Genomic DNA, 19,526 nt, shown 5'->3' on the forward strand with positions numbered 1-19,526 from the left:
CCTCGACCCCCGTTCCCTCAGACACCACGACTTCCGATCGAGAGAAGGACACCTGTGCTCGACGTCAACACCTTCGATGAGCTGCGCATCGGCCTCGCGACCGCCGATGACATCCGCGGCTGGTCCCACGGCGAGGTCAAGAAGCCCGAGACCATCAACTACCGCACCCTGAAGCCCGAGATGGACGGCCTGTTCTGCGAGCGCATCTTCGGTCCCACCCGGGACTGGGAGTGCTACTGCGGCAAGTACAAGCGCGTCCGCTTCAAGGGCATCGTCTGCGAGCGCTGCGGCGTGGAGGTCACCAAGTCCTCCGTGCGCCGTGAGCGCATGGGCCACGTGGAGCTCGCGGCCCCCGTCACCCACATCTGGTACTTCAAGGGCGTGCCGAGCCGACTCGGCTACCTGCTGGACCTGGCCCCGAAGGATCTCGAGAAGATCATCTACTTCGCGGCGTACATGATCACCGACGTGGACGAGCAGGCCCGCCACGACGACATGCCCGATCTGCAGGCCCGCTTCGACCTCGAGGTCAAGGAGCTCGAGAACGAGCGCGACGCCGCGATCAACCAGCGCGCCGTCACCGCGGAGAAGGACCTCGCCCAGCTCGAGGAGGAGGGTGCCAAGGCCGACGCGAAGCGCAAGGTCCGCGACTCCTCCGAGCGCGAGCAGGCCCAGATCCGCAAGAAGTACGACGCGGAGGTCGACCGCATCACCCGCGTGTGGGAGCGCTTCAAGACTCTCAAGGTCGCCGACCTCGAGGGCGACGAGCAGCTCTACCGCGCGATGAAGCTGCGCTACGGCACCTACTTCGAGGGCGGCATGGGCGCCGAGGCGATCCAGCGCCGTCTCTCCGACTTCGACCTCGAGGCCGAGGCGGAGACGCTCCGCGAGGTCATCGCCACCGGCAAGGGGCAGAAGAAGGCCCGTGCGCTCAAGCGCCTCAAGGTCGTCTCCGCCTTCCTCACCACCACCAACTCGCCCGTCGGCATGGTGCTGGACGCGGTCCCGGTCATCCCGCCGGACCTGCGCCCGATGGTGCAGCTGGACGGCGGCCGCTTCGCGACCTCCGACCTCAACGACCTGTACCGTCGCGTGATCAACCGCAACAACCGCCTCAAGCGGCTGCTGGATCTCGGCGCCCCCGAGATCATCGTGAACAACGAGAAGCGCATGCTGCAGGAGTCGGTCGACTCGCTGTTCGACAACGGCCGTCGCGGCCGCCCGGTCACGGGCCCCGGCAACCGTCCGCTGAAGTCGCTCTCCGACATGCTCAAGGGCAAGCAGGGCCGCTTCCGCCAGAACCTGCTGGGCAAGCGCGTGGACTACTCCGCCCGCTCCGTGATCGTCAACGGCCCGCAGCTGAAGCTGCACCAGTGCGGTCTGCCCAAGGGAATGGCGCTGGAGCTGTTCAAGCCCTTCGTGATGAAGCGCCTGGTCGAGCTCAGCCACGCCCAGAACGTCAAGGCAGCCAAGCGCATGGTCGAGCGCGCCCGCCCCGAGGTCTGGGACGTGCTCGAGGAGGTCATCACCGAGCACCCGGTGCTGCTGAACCGTGCGCCGACCCTGCACCGCCTGGGCATCCAGGCCTTCGAGCCGCAGCTCGTCGAGGGCAAGGCGATCCACCTGCACCCGCTGGTGTGCGCCGCCTTCAACGCGGACTTCGACGGCGACCAGATGGCCGTGCACCTGCCGCTGTCGGCGGAGGCGCAGGCCGAGGCCCGCATCCTGATGCTGTCCTCGAACAACATCCTCAAGCCGTCCGACGGCCGTCCGGTCACCATGCCCGCGCAGGACATGATCATCGGCCTGTACCACATCACCACGGTGCGCGAGGACGTCGAGGGCGCGGGTCGCTCCTTCTCCTCCGTGGCCGAGGCGATCATGGCCTTCGACCGCGGTGAGCTGCACCTGAACGCGCCCGTCTCCCTCCGCTTCGAGGACATCGTCCCGCCGAGCGACTGGGAGGCCCCCGAGGGCTGGACCGAGGGCGACCCGATCACCCTCACCACCACCCTCGGCGCGGTGCACTTCAACGAGACGCTGCCGGAGGATTTCCCCTTCGTGCAGGGCCAGGTCGGCAAGAAGCGTCTGGGCGGGATCGTCAACGCCCTCGCCGAGCGCTACGACAAGGGCCAGGTCGCCGCGTCCCTCGACGCGCTGAAGGCCTACGGCTTCTCGTGGTCCACCCGCTCGGGCGCGTCCTTCGCACTGTCCGACGTGGTGACCCCGCCGGCCAAGGCGGAGATCATCGCGAAGCACGAGACGAAGGCCGCCCAGGTCCAGGAGAACCGCGACCTCGGCCTCATTTCCGAGTCCGAGCGCAACGCGGAGCTCATCGACATCTGGACCGAGGCGACCAACGAGGTCGACCAGGCGATGCGGGCGAACTTCGAGTCGACCAACACCATCTACCGCATGGTGGACTCCGGCGCCCGAGGCAACTGGATGCAGATCCGCCAGATCGCCGGCATGCGCGGTCTGGTCACCAACCCGAAGGGCGAGATCATCCCGCGCCCGATCCTGTCCAACTACAAGGAGGGGCTCTCGGTCCTGGAGTACTTCGTCGCCTCGCACGGCTCCCGCAAGGGCCTGGCGGACACGGCGCTGAAGACCGCCCAGTCGGGCTACCTGACCCGTCGTCTGGTGGACGTCTCCCAGGACGTCATCGTCCGCGAGGACGACTGCGGCACCACCAAGGGCCTCGTGCTCCCGATCGCGGTCGAGGAGGGCGGCGTGCTGCGCACGCACGAGCACGCGGAGTCCACGGTCTACGGCCGTGTCCTCGCGACCGCCGCGATCGGCGCCGACGGCACCGAGGCGGCGCCGGCGGGCACCGAGCTCGGCGACGTGGTCATCGAGCAGCTCGTCGAGGCGGGCGTGCGCGAGGTGAAGATCCGCTCCGTGCTGACCTGCGACTCGGCGGTGGGCACCTGCGCCCAGTGCTACGGCAAGTCGCTCGCGACCGGCCAGCTGGTCGACATCGGCGAGGCCGTCGGCATCGTCGCGGCCCAGTCCATCGGCGAGCCCGGCACGCAGCTGACCATGCGTACCTTCCACTCCGGTGGTGTGGCCAGCGCCGACGGCGACATCACACACGGTCTGCCGCGTGTGCAGGAGCTGTTCGAGGCCCGCACCCCGGCCGGCTTCGCGCCGATCTCCGAGTTCTCCGGTCGCGCCGCGATCGAGGAGAACGACAAGCAGCGCCGGATCACGGTCACGCCGGACGACGGCTCGGACGAGGTCACCTACACCGTCTCCAAGCGCGTCACCCTGCTGATCGCCGACGGCGACCACATCGAGGTCGGCCAGCAGCTCACCCAGGGCTCCGTCGATCCCAAGCAGGTGCTGCGCATCCTCGGCCCCCGCAAGGTGCAGCAGCACCTCGTGGACGAGGTCCAGAAGGTGTACATCTCCCAGGGCGTGGACATCCACGCCAAGCACATCGAGGTCATCGTGCGCCAGATGCTCCGTCGCGTGACGGTCATCGAGTCCGGCGACACCGATCTGCTGCCGGGCGACTTCGCCGAGCGCGTCACCTTCGAGCGGGAGAACCGCAGGGTCCTCTCCGAGGGCGGTCAGCCGGCCTCGGGTCGTCCGGAGCTGATGGGCATCACCAAGGCGTCGCTCGCGACCGAGTCGTGGCTCTCGGCGGCCTCCTTCCAGGAGACCACCCGGGTGCTCACCGAGGCCGCTCTGAACCGCAAGAGCGATCAGCTCATGGGGCTCAAGGAGAACGTCATCATCGGCAAGCTCATCCCGGCGGGCACCGGCCTGTCGCGGTTCCGCCGCATCGCGGTCGAGCCCACCGACGAGGCGAAGGCGCAGATGTACCAGGTGCCGGGCTACGACGAGCTGGACTTCTCCGGCTTCGGCCAGACCGGCGCGGTCAACCTCGACGACATCGACTACGCCGATCCCTTCCGCACCGACTTCCGGTGAGCGGTGCGCGGGTGCTGAGCGCCCTCTGACCGAGAACGCCGCGGGGCGGTCCCACCACACGGTGGGGCCGCCCCGCGGCGTTCCTGCGTCCTGCGGGCGTCCTGCGGAGGAAACGCCCTCCGAGGGTCCGTCGGGAGGGCGGGGGGAGTGGCCTGCGTCGCTCCGAAGAGGCCTCTGACCGGGCCCGGCGTGATGTGTCGGACGCGGAGGTTCACGAGAGGGTAAAGGCCTCGTGGGCCCCAGCCCAAAGTCCGGTTTCACCCCTTACGTCAGGTGGAGAAGAACGGAAGAGTGGCCCCCGGCAGTTCCCACGCGACCTTTCCTGCAGCACCGACCCGCGCCCGCGGGGGTGCGCGCGTGCCGGAGCTGCAGATCCCGCCCTGCGGGATCCGACGCTCAGGGAACGACACGTGAAGGCCGCGGACGCGGCAGGGAAAAGGTGGAACAGTGAAGAAGACTCCGTGGATCGTCGGTGCGGCGACCGTGTGCGTGGTGGCAGTCGGCGGCGGCGGCACCGCCTTCGCGATGTCGAACGAGGCTCAGATCACCGCCTACGGCGAGGAGACCGCGGTCCGCATCTTCTCCCAGCCCACCGTCGGCGACCTGCTCGCCGCCCAGGGCATCGAGGTCAAGGACACCGACCTCGTGACCCCGGGCCTCGAGGAGCTCGTCACCGACGGCATGGACATCCAGGTCGTCCAGCGCACCCCCGTCACCGTCTCCATCGACGGCGAGGAGCAGGAGCTGCTGACCACCGGTGACACCGTCGCCGACGCGCTCGCGGAGACCGAGTACAAGGCCGAGGGCGCCGCGATCAGCCCCGCCCCCGAGACCTCCCTCGAGGACGCCGACGGCGAGGTCTCCGTGGTCACCCGCAAGACCGTCACCTTCGTCGGCCAGTACGGCCAGGACACCTTCGAGGTCACCGCCCTCACCGTGGGCGAGGCGATGAAGAAGGTCCTCGGCGATGTCGAGGACACCGACACCTCCGACGTCCCGCTCGACGCCGTCCTCGAGGACGGCGCGACCCACGAGATCCACCGCGTCCGCGAGAAGGAGCGCAAGGAGACCGAGGAGATACCCTTCGAGACGAAGACCGTCGAGGACGACTCCCTTGTCGAGGGCACCACGAAGACCACCACCGAGGGCAAGGCCGGCTCTACCGAGAAGGTCTACACCGACACCGTCGTGGACGGCGAGGTCACCGAGTCCGAGCTCGTCTCGGAGAAGGTCGTCGCCGAGCCCGTCACCGAGGTCGTCGCCAAGGGCACCAAGCCTGCCCCCGAGCCCGAGGTCGAGCCCGAGCCCGAGCCCGAGCCCGAGGCCGAGGTCGAGGTCGAGGAGGAGCAGGCCGCTCCCGCCGCCCAGGAGGCTCCGAAGACCGAGAAGCGCGAGTCCGACACCAAGTCGAACCGCAGCTCCGAGCGCGAGTCCACCGAGTCCGCCGAGGAGAAGTCCTCGGAGTCCGGCAACACCGGCGCCTCCGCCCCCGCCGCCGCGTCCGGCGGCGTGTGGGACCGCCTCGCCCAGTGCGAGTCCGGCGGCAACTGGTCGATCAACACCGGCAACGGCTTCTCCGGCGGCCTGCAGTTCACCAAGTCGACCTGGCTCGCCTTCGGCGGCGGCAAGTACGCCCCGGTCGCCCACCAGGCCACCCGCGAGCAGCAGATCGACATCGCGAAGAAGGTCCAGGCCGGCCAGGGCTGGGGCGCCTGGCCCGCATGCACCTCGAAGCTCGGCATCCGCTGATCGACGTACTGCGAGGAACGAGCGGTAGGAGATCAGCGCGGGAGAGCCGCTGATCGACGTACTGCGAGGAACGAGCGGTAGGAGATGAGCGCGGGGGCGCAGCTTATCCCCACCCCTCTCACGCCACGAGCGCGCCGCATCTGCGGCGCGCTCGTCGCGTTCCGGTCCCGTACTCTGCCGCTTCACGTCGATGCAAGTTCCCGGCCACATGCCGTCATGTGATCTGCGTCGGATGGGACGCGAAGCTTTGACCGCATCGTGCGCGTCTCAGTAGAATCGACTCCGCGTCCGGAGTGCCCTCTGGTCGTGACCGGGACAGAACCGCCGCTCCTCGGAGCAGGCGGGAGGCGTCCCCCGCGAGGAGCGGATCCTCGCGGCGTGCCCGAAAGCGGGAAGTCGGCCTGGCCCGGCCGCTGCCCGTGGGCATCGATCACGGTCCTCCAGGACGCCCGGCAGGTGCCATCACCTGACGGGCGGGTCGAACCGCCGAGCTCCCGGGCCGAGGGAGCGGCGGATCGGGTCGCCGGCCGTGCGAACGGTCGAAGAAGTCGATCCAGCGGGACGAACAGTCCCGATGGCCGAACAGGAAGAGAAGCTGTGCCCACTATTCAGCAGTTGGTGCGCAAGGGGCGGGACGCCCGGTCGTCCGCCTCGAAGACGCCCGCGCTCAAGGGTTCGCCCCAGCGCCGCGGTGTCTGCACGCGCGTCTACACCCAGACCCCCAAGAAGCCGAACTCCGCGCTGCGCAAGATCGCGCGTGTGAAGCTGTCGACCGGCCTCGAGGTCACCGCCTACATCCCCGGCGAGGGTCACAACCTGCAGGAGCACTCGATCGTGCTCGTCCGCGGCGGCCGTGTGAAGGACCTGCCCGGTGTCCGCTACAAGATCGTGCGAGGCGCCCTGGACACCCAGGCCGTCAAGGGCCGCCAGCAGGCGCGCTCCCGCTACGGCGCGAAGAAGGAGAAGAAGTAATGCCTCGTAAGGGCCCCGCTCCCAAGCGCCAGCTCGTCGTCGACCCGGTCTACGGCTCGCCGATCGTCACCCAGCTCATCAACAAGATCCTCCTGGACGGCAAGAAGACCGTCGCCGAGGGGATCGTCTACGGTGCGCTCGAGGGCGCCCGTGAGAAGAACGGCCAGGACCCGGTCGTGACCCTGAAGAAGGCGCTGGACAACATCCGTCCGTCGCTCGAGGTCCGCTCCCGCCGCGTCGGCGGTGCGACCTACCAGGTCCCGATCGAGGTCAAGCCCGGTCGCTCGACCACGCTGGCGCTGCGCTGGCTGGTCAGCTACTCCCGCGCCCGTCGCGAGAACACCATGACCGAGCGTCTGATGAACGAGATCCTCGACGCCTCCAACGGCCTCGGTGCCGCTGTGAAGCGCCGCGAGGACACTCACAAGATGGCCGAGTCGAACCGCGCCTTCGCTCACTACCGCTGGTGAGAGCACGGTGGGGTCGGCCCTCGCGGGTGGGCCCCACCGATCGCCGTCCGGCGGCTCCTGCAGCACCCGTTCTCCAGAAAGGCACAAGCCCGTGGCACTCGAAGTGCTCAGCGACCTGAACAAGGTCCGCAACATCGGCATCATGGCTCACATCGATGCCGGCAAGACCACCACGACCGAGCGCATCCTCTTCTACACCGGCGTGAACTACAAGATGGGCGAGACCCACGACGGCGCCGGCACGATGGACTGGATGGAGCAGGAGAAGGAGCGCGGCATCACGATCACGTCGGCCGCGACGACCTGCTACTGGCACGACAACCAGATCAACATCATCGACACCCCCGGGCACGTCGACTTCACGGTCGAGGTGGAGCGCTCGCTCCGCGTGCTCGACGGCGCCGTCGCTGTGTTCGACGGCAAGGAGGGCGTGGAGCCCCAGTCGGAGACCGTCTGGCGCCAGGCCGACAAGTACGACGTCCCGCGCATCTGCTTCGTCAACAAGATGGACAAGCTGGGTGCCGACTTCTTCTTCACCGTGAAGACGATCGTCGAGCGCCTCGGTGCGAAGCCGCTGGTCATGCAGGTCCCGATCGGTGCGGAGAACGACTTCACCGGTGTGGTCGACCTCGTCGAGATGAAGGCCTACGACTGGCCCGAGACGCTCGAGGAGGACATGGCCGCGATCAACTCGAAGAAGGGTGATCCCTCGCTCGGCCAGTGGCAGCGCGAGATCCCGATCCCGGAGGACCTCCGGGAGACGGTCGAGGAGTACCGCAGCAAGCTCGTCGAGGACGTGGCCGAGAGCTCCGAGGAGCTCATGGACAAGTACCTCGAGGAGGGCGACCTCAGCGTCGACGAGCTGAAGGCCGGCATCCGCCGCCTGACCGTCAACTCCGAGGCCTACCCCGTCTTCTGCGGCACCGCCTTCAAGAACAAGGGCGTCCAGCCCATGCTCAACGGTGTCATCGACTACCTGCCCTCGCCGCTCGACGTTCCCGACATGGTCGGCCACAAGCCGGGCGACGAGTCGGTCGAGCTGACCCGCGCCGCGGACTGGGACGCGCCCTTCTCGGCCCTCGCGTTCAAGGTCGCCGCGCACCCGTTCTTCGGATCGCTGACCTACGTCCGTGTCTACTCGGGCCAGGTCAAGCAGGGCGAGCAGATCCTCAACGCCACCACCGGCAAGAAGGAGCGCGTCGGCAAGCTCTTCCAGATGCACTCCAACAAGGAGAACCCCGTGGACGAGGCCTTCGCCGGCCACATCTACGCGTTCATCGGCCTGAAGGACACCACCACCGGTGACACCCTGACCGATCCGGCGAACCCGATCCAGCTGGAGTCCATGAGCTTCCCGGAGCCCGTGATCTCGGTGGCCATCGAGCCGAAGACCAAGAGCGACCAGGAGAAGCTCGGCGTCGCCATCCAGAAGCTCGCCAAGGAGGACCCGACCTTCCAGGTGGAGCTCGACGAGGAGACCGGCCAGACGGTCATCCGCGGCATGGGCGAGCTGCACCTCGACGTCCTCGTGGACCGCATGCGTCGCGAGTTCAACGTCGAGGCGAACATCGGCAAGCCGCAGGTCGCCTACCGCGAGACGATCAAGCGTGTCGTGGAGAAGTACGACTTCACCCACAAGAAGCAGACCGGCGGCTCCGGCCAGTTCGCGAAGGTGCAGATCACCTTCGGTCCGCTGACCGATGCCGAGGACGGCGTGTTCTACGAGTTCGAGAACAAGGTCACCGGCGGCCGCATCCCGCGCGAGTACATCCCGAGCGTGGACGCGGGCATCCAGGACGCCCTGCAGTCGGGCATCCTCGCCGGCTACCCGGTCGTGAACGTGAAGGCCTCCCTGATCGACGGCGCGTACCACGACGTCGACTCCTCGGAGATGGCCTTCAAGATCGCCGGCTCCATGGCCGCCAAGGAGGCCCTGCGCAAGGCGCAGCCGGTCATCCTCGAGCCGCTCATGGACGTCGAGGTCCGTACTCCGGAGGAGTACATGGGAGATGTCATCGGCGACCTGAACTCGCGTCGCGGGCAGGTGCAGTCGATGGAGGACGCGAGCGGGGTCAAGATCGTCCGTGCTCTCGTCCCGCTGTCGGAGATGTTCGGCTACGTCGGCGACCTGCGGTCCAAGACCCAGGGTCGTGCGATGTACACGATGCAGTTCCACAGCTACGCGGAGGTCCCGTCCAGCATCGCGGACGAGATCGTCGCGAAGACCCGGGGCGAGTGAGAGGCCGGGGGAGCAGGTAGGCTCCTTCTCCTGTTCCCCCGCTTCCCTCGGACCCCCTCCTCTCGGGGAGGGGATCCGATCCCGATCCAGAAGTACCACGAGAAAGTCCTAGGAGGACACCACAATGGCCAAGGCCAAGTTCGAGCGGACCAAGCCGCACGTCAACATCGGCACGATCGGTCACGTCGACCACGGCAAGACCACGCTGAGCGCCGCGATCTCGAAGGTTCTGTACGACAAGTTCCCCGAGGTCAACGAGAAGCGTGACTTCGACACGATCGACAACGCGCCCGAGGAGAAGCAGCGCGGCATCACGATCAACGTCTCGCACATCGAGTACGAGACCGACAAGCGCCACTACGCGCACGTCGACGCGCCCGGCCACGCCGACTACGTGAAGAACATGATCACCGGTGCGGCGCAGATGGACGGCGCCATCCTCGTGGTCGCCGCCACCGACGGCCCGATGGCCCAGACCCGTGAGCACGTGCTGCTCGCGAAGCAGGTCGGCGTCCCCTACCTGCTCGCCGCCCTCAACAAGTCCGACATGGTCGAGGACGAGGAGATCCTCGAGCTCGTCGAGATGGAGGTCCGCGAGATGCTGGGCTCCCAGGGCTTCGACGAGGACGCGCCGGTCATCCAGGTCTCCGCGCTGAAGGCGCTCGAGGGCGATCCCAAGTGGGTCAAGTCCGTCGAGGACCTCATGGAGGCCGTGGACGAGAAGATCCCGGACCCGGTCCGTGACCTCGACCAGCCCTTCCTCATGCCGATCGAGGACGTCTTCACGATCCAGGGTCGTGGCACCGTCGTCACCGGCAAGGTCGACCGCGGCAAGCTCGCGATCAACTCCGAGATCGAGATCCTCGGCATCCGTGCGCCCCAGAAGACCACGGTCACCGGCATCGAGATGTTCCACAAGCAGATGGACGAGGCGTGGGCCGGCGAGAACTGCGGCCTGCTGCTCCGCGGCACCAAGCGTGAGGACGTCGAGCGCGGCCAGGTCGTGGCCAAGCCCGGCACCATCACCCCGCACACCGAGTTCGAGGCGCAGGTCTACATCCTGTCCAAGGACGAGGGCGGCCGTCACAACCCGTTCTACTCGAACTACCGTCCGCAGTTCTACTTCCGGACCACCGACGTCACCGGCGTCATCACGCTGCCCGAGGGCACCGAGATGGTCATGCCCGGCGACAACACCGAGATGTCGGTGGAGCTGATCCAGCCCATCGCCATGGAGGAGGGCCTCGGCTTCGCAATCCGTGAGGGTGGCCGCACCGTGGGCTCCGGCCGCGTCACCAAGATCAACAAGTGATCTGAGCGGGGGAGACCCCGCCGACGTGGCTCGCCCCCTCGGGGGCACCGCGCAGAGAAGGCCCCGCACCGGTTCGCCGGTGCGGGGCCTTCTCGCATCTCCGGACGGTATTCGGGGCGGGGACGACCAGGTGGTCGTCCCTCGGCTGGCCGACGGCGCAGCAGTCCCTGGACGATGCTCCGTCGAGGCGGGACGGAGGTCGCCGCGGGCCGAGGTCCGCGCCGGAGCGCGTGGAGCCTCGGGCAGGGCGAGGGCCGGGCTGGACGGCGGCGAGCCGGGGCGACGGTGCGCCTCTCCGGCGTCGCCGGAATGGACATGCAGGATCCCGTGGTCCGGAGACGGAGGCTCGTGGGCCGGAGACAGGGCACAGGAGAGCCCCCGGCCGACGGATCGTCGACCGGGGGCTCTGGAGATGCGGTGCGTCGGGAGGCTCAGCGCTCCGGCGTCGTGCCGTCCTGCGGCGCGGCGCCGTCCTGCTGTGCAGCGCCATCCTGCGGCGCAGTGCCGGGGTTCCGGTGGTCCCCGGTCGCCGTCCCGTCCTGCACGCTGCCCGCCTGGGCGTCCTCGCGCTGCGGGGTGCCGGCCGGCTGCCCGAAGCTCGGGCGGCGCGGGCGCGACGGTGCACCGGCCTGGTCCGTGCTGCTCCCGGGCGCGGGGGCGGCGCCGAACCCCTGCTGCTGTTCCGCGCCGTGCTGCGGGCCGACGCCCTGCTGCCCGGCCTGACCCTGCGCAGGGAACCCGCTCTGCTGCGGGCCGGGTGCGCCGTATCCGGGACCGCCCTGCCCGGCGGGACCGCCGTACTGTCCGCTGCCCTGCGTGGGGGCGGGAGCGCCGTACTGCCCTCCGCCCTGCGTGGGGGCGGGAGCGCCGTACTGCCCGCCGCCCTGGATCGGGGCAGGGCTGCCGTGGCGTCCGCTCGCCTGGGGGGAGGTCTGCGGCGCGGCCGCGGGGGAGGGGGCCACGGCCGGCCCGGCACCGGACTCCGCGAGGATGCGCCTCGCCTGGTCCGCGTGCTTGTGCTCGACCAGGAGCTCGTACTGCATGGGGATCGTCGAGGTCATCGAGGTGAAGTCCCGCTTCCCTCCGGTCATCGCATAGCCGATGACGGACCACACGGTGAAGAACACGATGCCCATCAGCACGCTCGACAGGACGATCATCAGGTCGCCGGGCGTGATCAGCATGAACAGCAGCCCGAGGAAGAGACCCATCCACAGCCCGGACAGGATGCCCTGCCCGATGACCTTCGGCCAGGTGCGTCGGCCGGTGACCCGCTCCATGAGCTTCAGATCCGTGCCGACGATCAGCGTGGACTGCACAGGGAACTCGTGGTCGGCGAGGGTGTCGACCACCGACTGCACCTCCTGGTAGGTGCTGTACACGCCGAGGGACCGCGGGTACTCGAGGTCGTAGAGGCGCGCGGTCAGCGGGGACGACGCCGAGGGACTCTGACGGGCGTAGGGGCTCTGACTCATGGGGTCACGGTAGCCCCCCGGATCCGGATCCGCCTGAGCGCTCCCGGGGCGATCCCTGAACACGGCGGGGTCCTCGTGGCCGTGTCAGGCTGACGGCGCCCCCGGCCCCTCGCACCGGGCGCCGCCGCGCGCCGACGCGGAGGTTCTGACCGGGTATATGAAAACGTGACGCGCCCGGGACGGATTCGGTCGGGCTCTGGACATACTGCGGCGTAGCATGTGGGCCACGACACCCTCGGGTGCGCGCTCGGCATGGCGAACCCGCCCCTTTCAACGACGAAAGAGATCCCATGGACACTCCCAGTGACAGCACGAACCTGCCGCTGACCCCCCTCGACCGTCTCGCGGCATCCCGCCGGCGCTTCCTCGCGCTGGCCGGTGCGGGCGTCGGCGCCGGGGCGCTCGCGGCCTGCGCCACCGGTGGCGGCGGCGGTGACGACGACGGCGGCTCCGACGGCGGCGGCGTCGCCGAGGGCGGCGGCGAGGTCAGCGACGAGAACCCCTTCGGCGTCGACCCCTCCCAGCCCGTCGAGGTCGTCATCTTCAACGGCGGCTACGGCGACCAGTACGCCGAGGACGCCGGCACGGCGATGTCCGAGCTGCACGACGGCATCGAGGTCACCGTCAGCTCGACCGTCGACATCCAGCCCGAGCTCCAGCCCCGCTTCGTCGCGGGCGAGCCGCCGGACCTCTTCGACAACTCCGGCGCGCAGGCGATGAACTCCGCGGCTCTCATCTCCGAGGGGCAGCTCGCCACGCTCGACGAGCTCATCAAGGCGCCCTCGATCGACGGCGGCACGATCGAGGAGTCCCTCCTTCCCGGCGCTCTCGAGCCCGGCACCTACTCCGGCAAGCTCTACTCCCTGAACTACGTGTACACGGTGTTCGCGCTGTGGTATTCCGCCAAGCAGTTCGAGGAGAAGGGCTGGAGCGCCCCGGTCACCTGGGACGACGTCATGACCATCGGCGAGAACGCCGCGGGGGAGGGGCTCTCGCTCTTCGCCTTCGGCGGTCAGAACGCCGCGGACTACTACCACACCATGGCGATCGCGATGGCGGTCAAGCAGGGCGGCAAGGAGGTCGCCACGGCGCTCGACTCCCTCGATGCGGGAGCGTACGAGCAGGACGCCGTCGTGCAGGCGATCGACGCCATCGGCGAGGCGGTCGCGGCGGACTTCTTCCTGCCCGGTGGCGCCGGTATCAAGCACACCGAGGCCCAGGCGCAGTGGGTCACCGGGAAGGCTGTGATGTACCCCTCCGGCTCGTGGATCGAGAACGAGCAGAAGGGCGTCACCCCCGACGACTTCGCGATGACCGGCTGCCCCGAGCCGCTGCTGAGCACGGACGGCGCGATGCCGGCCGAGGCCATCCACGGCACCGCGGGCGAGCCCTTCCAGGTCCCGGCCCAGGCGAAGAACGGCGCCGGCGGCCTTGAGTTCCTGCGCGTGATGCTCTCCAAGGAGCAGGCTCAGAACTTCGCGAAGGTCACCTCCTCCACCACGATCGTGAAGGACTCCGTGCCCGAGGACGCCTTCGGCTCCACGGCGCTGGCCTCCGCGAACGAGATGATCCAGGCCGCGGGCGAGAACGTCTTCACCTGGAACTTCACGGACTGGTACGGCCTCGGGCCGGACTTCAAGCCGATCTGGAACGAGTTCCTCAGCGGCGGAATCAAGGCCGACGAGGTGCGCGAGCGCTCCCAGGCCGTCCTCGACCGCGTGCGGGAGGACGACAGCATCGAGAAGTTCGACGTCGAGGGATGAGCCTCCCGACCACGACCCTCGCCGGGCCGTCGGCCGCGCCGCACGCACCCCGCGCGCGGCGCGGCCGGCGCCCCGCGCCGTCGCGCCTGCTGTTCTTCGCCGTCTTCCTCGGCCTCCCGCTGCTGGTCTACATCGTCTTCGTCGTCTCGCCCTTCCTGCAGGCGTTCTACTACTCCCTCACCGACTGGAAGGGGGTCAGCGGGAACGCCGACTTCATCGGCCTGGACAACTACGTCCGGATTTTCACCGACCCGGTCTATCTCAAGGCGCTGCGCAACAACCTGCTGCTGATGATCATCCTGCCCGCCGTGACCATCACCCTGGCCTTCGTCCTGGCCGTCATGGTCACGATCGGTGGGGACACCAAGGGCGAGATCCACGGCATCCGCGGCTCGAACATCTATCGCGTGGTGAGCTTCTTCCCCTACGTGCTGCCGGCCGTCGTGATCGGCATCCTCTTCGCCTTCATCTACTCCCCGAACGGCGGCCTGCTCAACGGCCTGCTGAACCTCCCGCTGAGGCTGCTGAACGCCCTCGGCGCGGATGTCCCGCTGGTCGGCACCGCCTGGCTCGGCGATCCCCGCTTCGCCCTCGGCGCGATCATCCTGGCCGTGGTGTGGTCGCTCGTCGGCTTCTACATGGTCCTGTTCGTCGCCGCGATCAAGGCGATCCCCTCGGAGATCATCGAGGCCGCCCGGCTCGACGGCTGCGGCCGTGTCCGCCTCGCGGCGCAGGTCGTGCTCCCTCAGATCCGGGAGAACGTCTCCACGGCGGTGGTCTACATGGGGATCATGGCACTGGACATGTTCGTCTACGTCTCGGTGATGACCCCGTCGGGAGGCACCGCCCGCAGCACCGAGGTGGTCTCCCGCTATCTCTACGAGACCGCCTTCGCGCGCTCGCAGTTCGGCCTCGCCTCGGCGATGGGCGTGGTGCTGGCGCTGGTGACGATGCTGATGGCCGTCATCGTGCTGTTCGGCAGCCGGTCGAAGGAGGACGCATGACCCAGGCTCCGCCCCTCGACACCACCGCCTCCGCAGAGGATGGCGGCACGCGCCGGATCGAGCCCCGTCGGCCGCGCCGCAGCCGCGGCGACCGCGCCTTCGCCGGCGTCGCCCACGTGGTGCTGATCATGTGGACCCTCGCGGTGGTGCTGCCGCTGCTGTGGACCGTCTACAGCTCGTTCAAGACGTCCCGCGAGATCCTCACCTCGCCGTTCTCGATGCCGAGCGAGTGGAACCTCGACAACTTCATCACCGCCTGGACCGAGGCCGGGATCGGCCGCTACTTCCTGAACACGCTCATCGTCGTCGGCGGTGCGCTGTTCCTGGTGATGCTGCTCGGCGCGATGTGCGCGTACGTCCTGGCGCGCTTCGAGTTCCCGGGCCGTCGGATCATCTACTACGGGATGATCGCGGGGCTCACGTTCCCGATCTTCCTCGCCGTCGTCCCGCTGTTCTTCGTGCTGATGAACATGGGCCTGCGCGGCACGTACATCGGGCTGATCCTCGCCTACGTCGGCTTCGCGCTGCCGTTCACGGTGTTCTTCCTCTACGCCTTCTTCCGGCAGCTGCCGGAGGAGATCGCCGAGGCCGCCGCGATCGACGGCGCCGGGGACTTCCGCACGTTCTTCCAGATCATGGTGCCGCTGGCCACCCCCGGCCTGATGAGCGTCACGATCTTCAACTTCCTGGGACTGTGGAACCAGTACCTCCTGCCGGTGGTGCTGAACACCGACGAGGACAAGTACGTCCTCGCCCAGGGGCTGAAGAGCCTCCAGGCGCAGCAGGGCTACGAATCGGACTGGGGCGCGATGTTCGCCTCGGTCACGATCACGATCCTGCCGGTGCTGATCGTCTACGTGATCTTCCAGCGCCAGCTCCAGGGCGGGCTCGGCCCCAGCACGAACAAGTAGCAGCACCCCGCGCGCCCCGGTCCGCTGCGTCCGGGAGAGCGAAGGGAGGGAGGGCCGGGACCCCGGCGGCACGGATGCCGTACGGTGGTCCCGGCCCTCCGTCGCGTCGGGACCGGCATCGTGGCCGGAGAACCATCCTCGCAGTCGCAGTCGCAGTCGCAGTCGCAGTCGCAGCCGCAGACGTCGCCGCAGCCGCGACTTCAGGGCGCGGCCGCCCGGGCCCCCGTTGTGACGGGGTGCACGACACTCTCCCTTGTGGGCCTGTGCGCTCGTCTGGCAGACTGTTCGAGTTGTCTGCGCGGGCCGACATGCCCGGTTCCGTTCTCCGAGGTCCACCTCGGCGAATGATCACCGGATGAGGTCCGTCCCGAGGATGCGAACCGCACCATCGTGCGGAGTGCGCATCAGAGGTAGGGATCCGACGCAGAAGCAGCCGATCCTCGGCGGTCCCGTGCTGGGCTTTTTCGCCCCGCACAGGCCGACACGCCCGTCCTCGGGTACCGGGGAGAGGCCGCATCCATGCCAGACGAAGAAGAGAGACAGGACGCCATGGCGGGACAGAAGATCCGCATCCGGCTCAAGTCGTACGACCACGAGGTGATCGACAGCTCGGCGCGCAAGATCGTCGACACGGTGACCTCCGCGGGCGCGACTGTGGTGGGCCCGGTGCCGCTGCCGACCGAGAAGAACGTGTTCGTCGTGATCCGGTCGCCCCACAAGTACAAGGACTCCCGTGAGCACTTCGAGATGCGCACGCACAAGCGACTGATCGACATCGTCGACCCCACGCCCAAGGCCGTGGACTCGCTCATGCGCCTCGACCTGCCGGCGGACGTCAACATCGAGATCAAGCTCTGAGGGTGGTGGAGATGAGCAACGAACTGACCGGCCAGAAGGCCACCCCCGTCGCGGGCGTGCTCGGCACCAAGCTCGGCATGACCCAGGTCTGGGACGAGAACGGCAAGCTCGTGCCCGTGACCGTCGTGCAGACCGGCGCGAACGTGGTCACCCAGGTCCGCTCCGTCGAGACCGACGGCTACGACGCGGTCCAGATCGCCTTCGGGCAGATCGACCCCCGCAAGGTGTCGAAGCCGCTCAAGGGCCACTTCGAGAAGGCCGGCGTGACCCCGCGCCGCCACCTCGTCGAGCTGCGCACCTCCGACGCCGCCGACTACTCCCTCGGCCAGGAGATCGACGCGTCGATCTTCGCCGCGGGCCAGAAGGTCGACGTCGTGGGCACCTCCAAGGGCAAGGGCACCGCGGGTGTCATGAAGCGTCACGGCTTCGCGGGCGTCAGCGCCACGCACGGCCAGCACCGCAACCACCGCAAGCCCGGCTCCATCGGCGGCGCCTCCACCCCCGGTCGCGTGTTCAAGGGCCAGCGCATGGCTGGCCGCATGGGCGGCGACCGCACCAGTGTCCAGAACCTGACCGTTCACGCGGTCGACGTCGAGAAGGGCCTCGTGCTCGTCAAGGGTGCCGTCCCCGGCCCCAAGGGCGGCCTCGTGCTGGTCCGCTCGGCTGTCAAGACTCCCGCGAAGGAGGCCTGAGCCCGATGGCAGCGAATCTGACCGTCGACGTGCTCGACCCGGCCGGCAAGAAGTCCGGCACCGTCGAGCTGCCTGCGTCGATCTTCGACGTCCAGACCAACGTGGCCCTGATCCACCAGGTCGTCGTCGCCCAGCAGGCGGCGGCCCGACAGGGCACCCACAAGGCCAAGACCCGCGCCGAGGTGCGCGGCGGCGGCAAGAAGCCCTGGAAGCAGAAGGGCACCGGCCGCGCCCGTCAGGGCTCGCTCCGCGCCCCGCAGTTCACCGGCGGCGGCACCGTCCACGGTCCCGTCCCGCGCGACTACTCCCAGCGCACCCCGAAGAAGATGAAGGCCGCCGCCCTGCGCGGTGCCCTCTCGGACCGGGCCCGCAACGGCCGCGTGCACGTCGTCTCCTCGCTCCTCGCGGGCGAGTCCGCCTCCACCAAGGCTGCGAAGGTCACCCTGTCGCACGTCTCCGACCGTCGCCACCTGCTGGTGGTCGTGCGTCGTGACGACGACCTGGGCGCCCTGAGCACCCGCAATCTGCCTGCCGCCCACGTCCTGTACGCGGACCAGGTGAACACCTACGACGTCATGCTCTCCGACGACGTGGTCTTCACCGCCGATGCGCTCGAGGACTTCGTGGCCCAGGCCTCCCTGACCCTGCCCACCTCGATCTTCGCCGCGGCGAAGGCCGGCTCGTCGGCGCCCGCCGCCGCCGCGCCTGTCGTTGCTCAGGACGCCCCGTTCGGCGAGGGCTCCGCGGCCCCGCTGGCCGACGGCTCCGCCCCCGAGGGCTTCGACATCAAGGGCAACCAGGGCTCGATGAAGTTCCACACCCCGGACTCCCCGTGGTACGGCCGCACCAAGGCCGAGGTCTGGTTCGCGACGCCGGAGGCCGCCAAGGCCGCCGGGTTCGTGAACGCGGTCAAGGAGTCCGCCTCGTCCGATGAGGAGGCCGCCAAGTGAGCGCGCAGAACAAGGATCCCCGCGACGTCCTGCTGGCCCCGGTCGTCTCCGAGAAGAGCTACGGGCTGATGGACGAGGGCAAGTACACCTTCGTGGTGGCTGCCGACGCCAACAAGACCGAGATCAAGATCGCCGTCGAGAAGATCTTCGACGTCAAGGTCTCCTCGGTGAACACGATCAACCGTCAGGGCAAGGCGCGTCGCACGCGCTTCGGGATGGGCAAGCGCAAGGACACCAAGCGCGCCATCGTGACCCTGACCGACGGAGCCATCGACATCTTCGGAGGGTCGGTCGCCTGAGGCGGCCGATCTCCGAGGAGCAGAGAGTCTGAGGGAAACCCACATGGCAATTCGTAAGAGCAAGCCGACCACTCCCGGTCGTCGCGGCTCGAGTGGCGCCGACTTCGTCGAGGTCACCCGGTCCACGCCGGAGAAGTCCCTGGTGCGCCCGCTGTCCAAGTCCGGCGGCCGCAACAGCAACGGTCGTATCACCTCCCGTCACCGGGGCGGCGGCCACAAGCGGGCCTACCGCGTGATCGACTTCCGCCGTCACGACAAGGACGGCGTCAAGGCCAAGGTCGCTCACATCGAGTACGACCCCAACCGCACCGCGCGCATCGCGCTGCTGCACTACCTGGACGGCGAGAAGCGCTACATCCTCGCGCCGGCCAAGCTGCGTCAGGGCGACTGGATCGAGAACGGCGTCGGCGCCGACATCAAGCCCGGCAACAACCTGCCGCTCAAGAACATCCCGCTCGGCACCGTGGTGCACGCGATCGAGCTCCGCCCCGGCGGCGGCGCGAAGATCGCCCGCTCCGCCGGCGCCTCCGTGCAGCTCGTCGCCAAGGAGGGCCCGTACGCCCAGCTGCGTATGCCCTCCGGCGAGATCCGGAACGTCGACGCCCGCTGCCGCGCCACCATCGGCGAGGTCGGCAACGCCGAGCAGTCCAACATCAACTGGGGCAAGGCCGGCCGCATGCGGTGGAAGGGCAAGCGCCCCCACGTCCGCGGTGTGGTCATGAACCCCGTCGATCACCCCCATGGTGGTGGCGAGGGCCGCACCTCGGGTGGTCGTCATCCGGTGTCGCCCTGGGGTCAGCCCGAGGGCCGTACCCGAAAGCCGGGCAAGGAGAGCGACAAGCTCATCGTGCGCCGTCGTCGGACCGGCAAGAAGCGCTGATAGGGAGAACCAC

15 protein-coding genes are annotated in these 19,526 nt (G+C 68.7%); 14 read left to right on the forward strand and 1 reads right to left on the reverse strand.

The annotated features are described in order from the left end of the window. The first annotated feature begins 54 nt into the window (after window positions 1–54). The 6 genes from L3K22_RS05715 to tuf all read left to right on the forward strand — a co-directional run bounded on the left by L3K22_RS05715 (window position 55) and on the right by tuf (window position 10,681). Window positions 55–3,939 (forward strand): DNA-directed RNA polymerase subunit beta', encoded by a 3,885-nt coding sequence (locus L3K22_RS05715; protein ID WP_263310548.1) that lies wholly within the window; start codon window positions 55–57, stop codon window positions 3,937–3,939. Between the two features lie 447 nt (window positions 3,940–4,386). After that, window positions 4,387–5,688, forward strand: coding sequence for a resuscitation-promoting factor (locus L3K22_RS16665; protein WP_308445906.1), 1,302 nt, complete (start codon window positions 4,387–4,389; stop codon window positions 5,686–5,688). A gap of 597 nt (window positions 5,689–6,285) precedes the next feature. Next, window positions 6,286–6,660 carry a 30S ribosomal protein S12 gene (gene rpsL / locus L3K22_RS05730; RefSeq protein ID WP_010550342.1) on the forward strand — a complete coding sequence of 125 codons (375 nt, stop codon included), beginning with the start codon at window positions 6,286–6,288 and terminating at the stop codon, window positions 6,658–6,660. After that, on the forward strand, window positions 6,660–7,130 hold the full coding sequence (rpsG, locus tag L3K22_RS05735) for a 30S ribosomal protein S7 (protein WP_010550341.1): 471 nt from the start codon (window positions 6,660–6,662) through the stop codon (window positions 7,128–7,130). Before rpsL ends, rpsG begins: the two co-directional genes overlap by 1 nt. A gap of 91 nt (window positions 7,131–7,221) precedes the next feature. Next, a complete protein-coding gene (gene fusA / locus L3K22_RS05740) occupies window positions 7,222–9,369 on the forward strand; it encodes an elongation factor G (protein WP_263310549.1) in 2,148 nt (715 codons plus the stop codon). A gap of 124 nt (window positions 9,370–9,493) precedes the next feature. Next, window positions 9,494–10,681: an elongation factor Tu gene (gene tuf / locus L3K22_RS05745; RefSeq protein ID WP_010550339.1), complete on the forward strand. Its 1,188-nt coding sequence runs from the start codon at window positions 9,494–9,496 to the stop codon at window positions 10,679–10,681. A gap of 431 nt (window positions 10,682–11,112) precedes the next feature. Here tuf and L3K22_RS05750 read toward each other — a convergent pair whose 3' ends face one another. Continuing rightward, window positions 11,113–12,156: a general stress protein gene (locus L3K22_RS05750; protein WP_263310550.1), complete on the reverse strand. Its 1,044-nt coding sequence runs from the start codon at window positions 12,154–12,156 to the stop codon at window positions 11,113–11,115. A 290-nt stretch (window positions 12,157–12,446) separates the two neighbouring features. Here L3K22_RS05750 and ngcE point away from each other — a divergent pair, with 290 nt between their 5' ends. The 8 genes from ngcE (at window position 12,447) to rplB (ending at window position 19,513) form a co-directional block, all read left to right on the forward strand. Beyond that, on the forward strand, window positions 12,447–13,919 hold the full coding sequence (gene ngcE / locus L3K22_RS05755) for an N-acetylglucosamine/diacetylchitobiose ABC transporter substrate-binding protein (protein WP_263310551.1): 1,473 nt from the start codon (window positions 12,447–12,449) through the stop codon (window positions 13,917–13,919). Beyond that, complete coding sequence (locus L3K22_RS05760) at window positions 13,916–14,923, forward strand: carbohydrate ABC transporter permease (protein ID WP_263310552.1); 1,008 nt, start codon at window positions 13,916–13,918, stop codon at window positions 14,921–14,923. The genes ngcE and L3K22_RS05760 overlap by 4 nt, the downstream gene beginning before the upstream one ends. Next, window positions 14,920–15,834 (forward strand): carbohydrate ABC transporter permease, encoded by a 915-nt coding sequence (locus L3K22_RS05765; protein ID WP_263310553.1) that lies wholly within the window; start codon window positions 14,920–14,922, stop codon window positions 15,832–15,834. Before L3K22_RS05760 ends, L3K22_RS05765 begins: the two co-directional genes overlap by 4 nt. A gap of 549 nt (window positions 15,835–16,383) precedes the next feature. Beyond that, on the forward strand, window positions 16,384–16,692 hold the full coding sequence (rpsJ, locus tag L3K22_RS05770) for a 30S ribosomal protein S10 (protein ID WP_010550334.1): 309 nt from the start codon (window positions 16,384–16,386) through the stop codon (window positions 16,690–16,692). Window positions 16,693–16,703: 11 nt separating this feature from the next. Then, the gene (gene rplC / locus L3K22_RS05775; protein ID WP_062948134.1) at window positions 16,704–17,384 is read left to right on the forward strand and encodes a 50S ribosomal protein L3; all 681 of its coding nucleotides are present in this window, start codon (window positions 16,704–16,706) and stop codon (window positions 17,382–17,384) included. 5 nt (window positions 17,385–17,389) lie between these two features. Continuing rightward, complete coding sequence (rplD, locus tag L3K22_RS05780) at window positions 17,390–18,334, forward strand: 50S ribosomal protein L4, sunset domain variant (protein ID WP_263310554.1); 945 nt, start codon at window positions 17,390–17,392, stop codon at window positions 18,332–18,334. Then, window positions 18,331–18,633, forward strand: a complete 303-nt coding sequence (rplW, locus tag L3K22_RS05785) for a 50S ribosomal protein L23 (protein ID WP_263310555.1) — start codon at window positions 18,331–18,333, stop codon at window positions 18,631–18,633. Before rplD ends, rplW begins: the two co-directional genes overlap by 4 nt. 43 nt (window positions 18,634–18,676) lie before the next feature. Continuing rightward, the gene (rplB, locus tag L3K22_RS05790; protein ID WP_010550330.1) at window positions 18,677–19,513 is read left to right on the forward strand and encodes a 50S ribosomal protein L2; all 837 of its coding nucleotides are present in this window, start codon (window positions 18,677–18,679) and stop codon (window positions 19,511–19,513) included. The last annotated feature ends 13 nt before the right edge of the window (window positions 19,514–19,526 follow it).

Origin of the sequence: Brachybacterium atlanticum, from assembly GCF_025669985.1 — a bacterium.
In the GTDB taxonomy this organism is placed as follows: Bacteria; Actinomycetota; Actinomycetes; order Actinomycetales; family Dermabacteraceae; genus Brachybacterium; species Brachybacterium conglomeratum.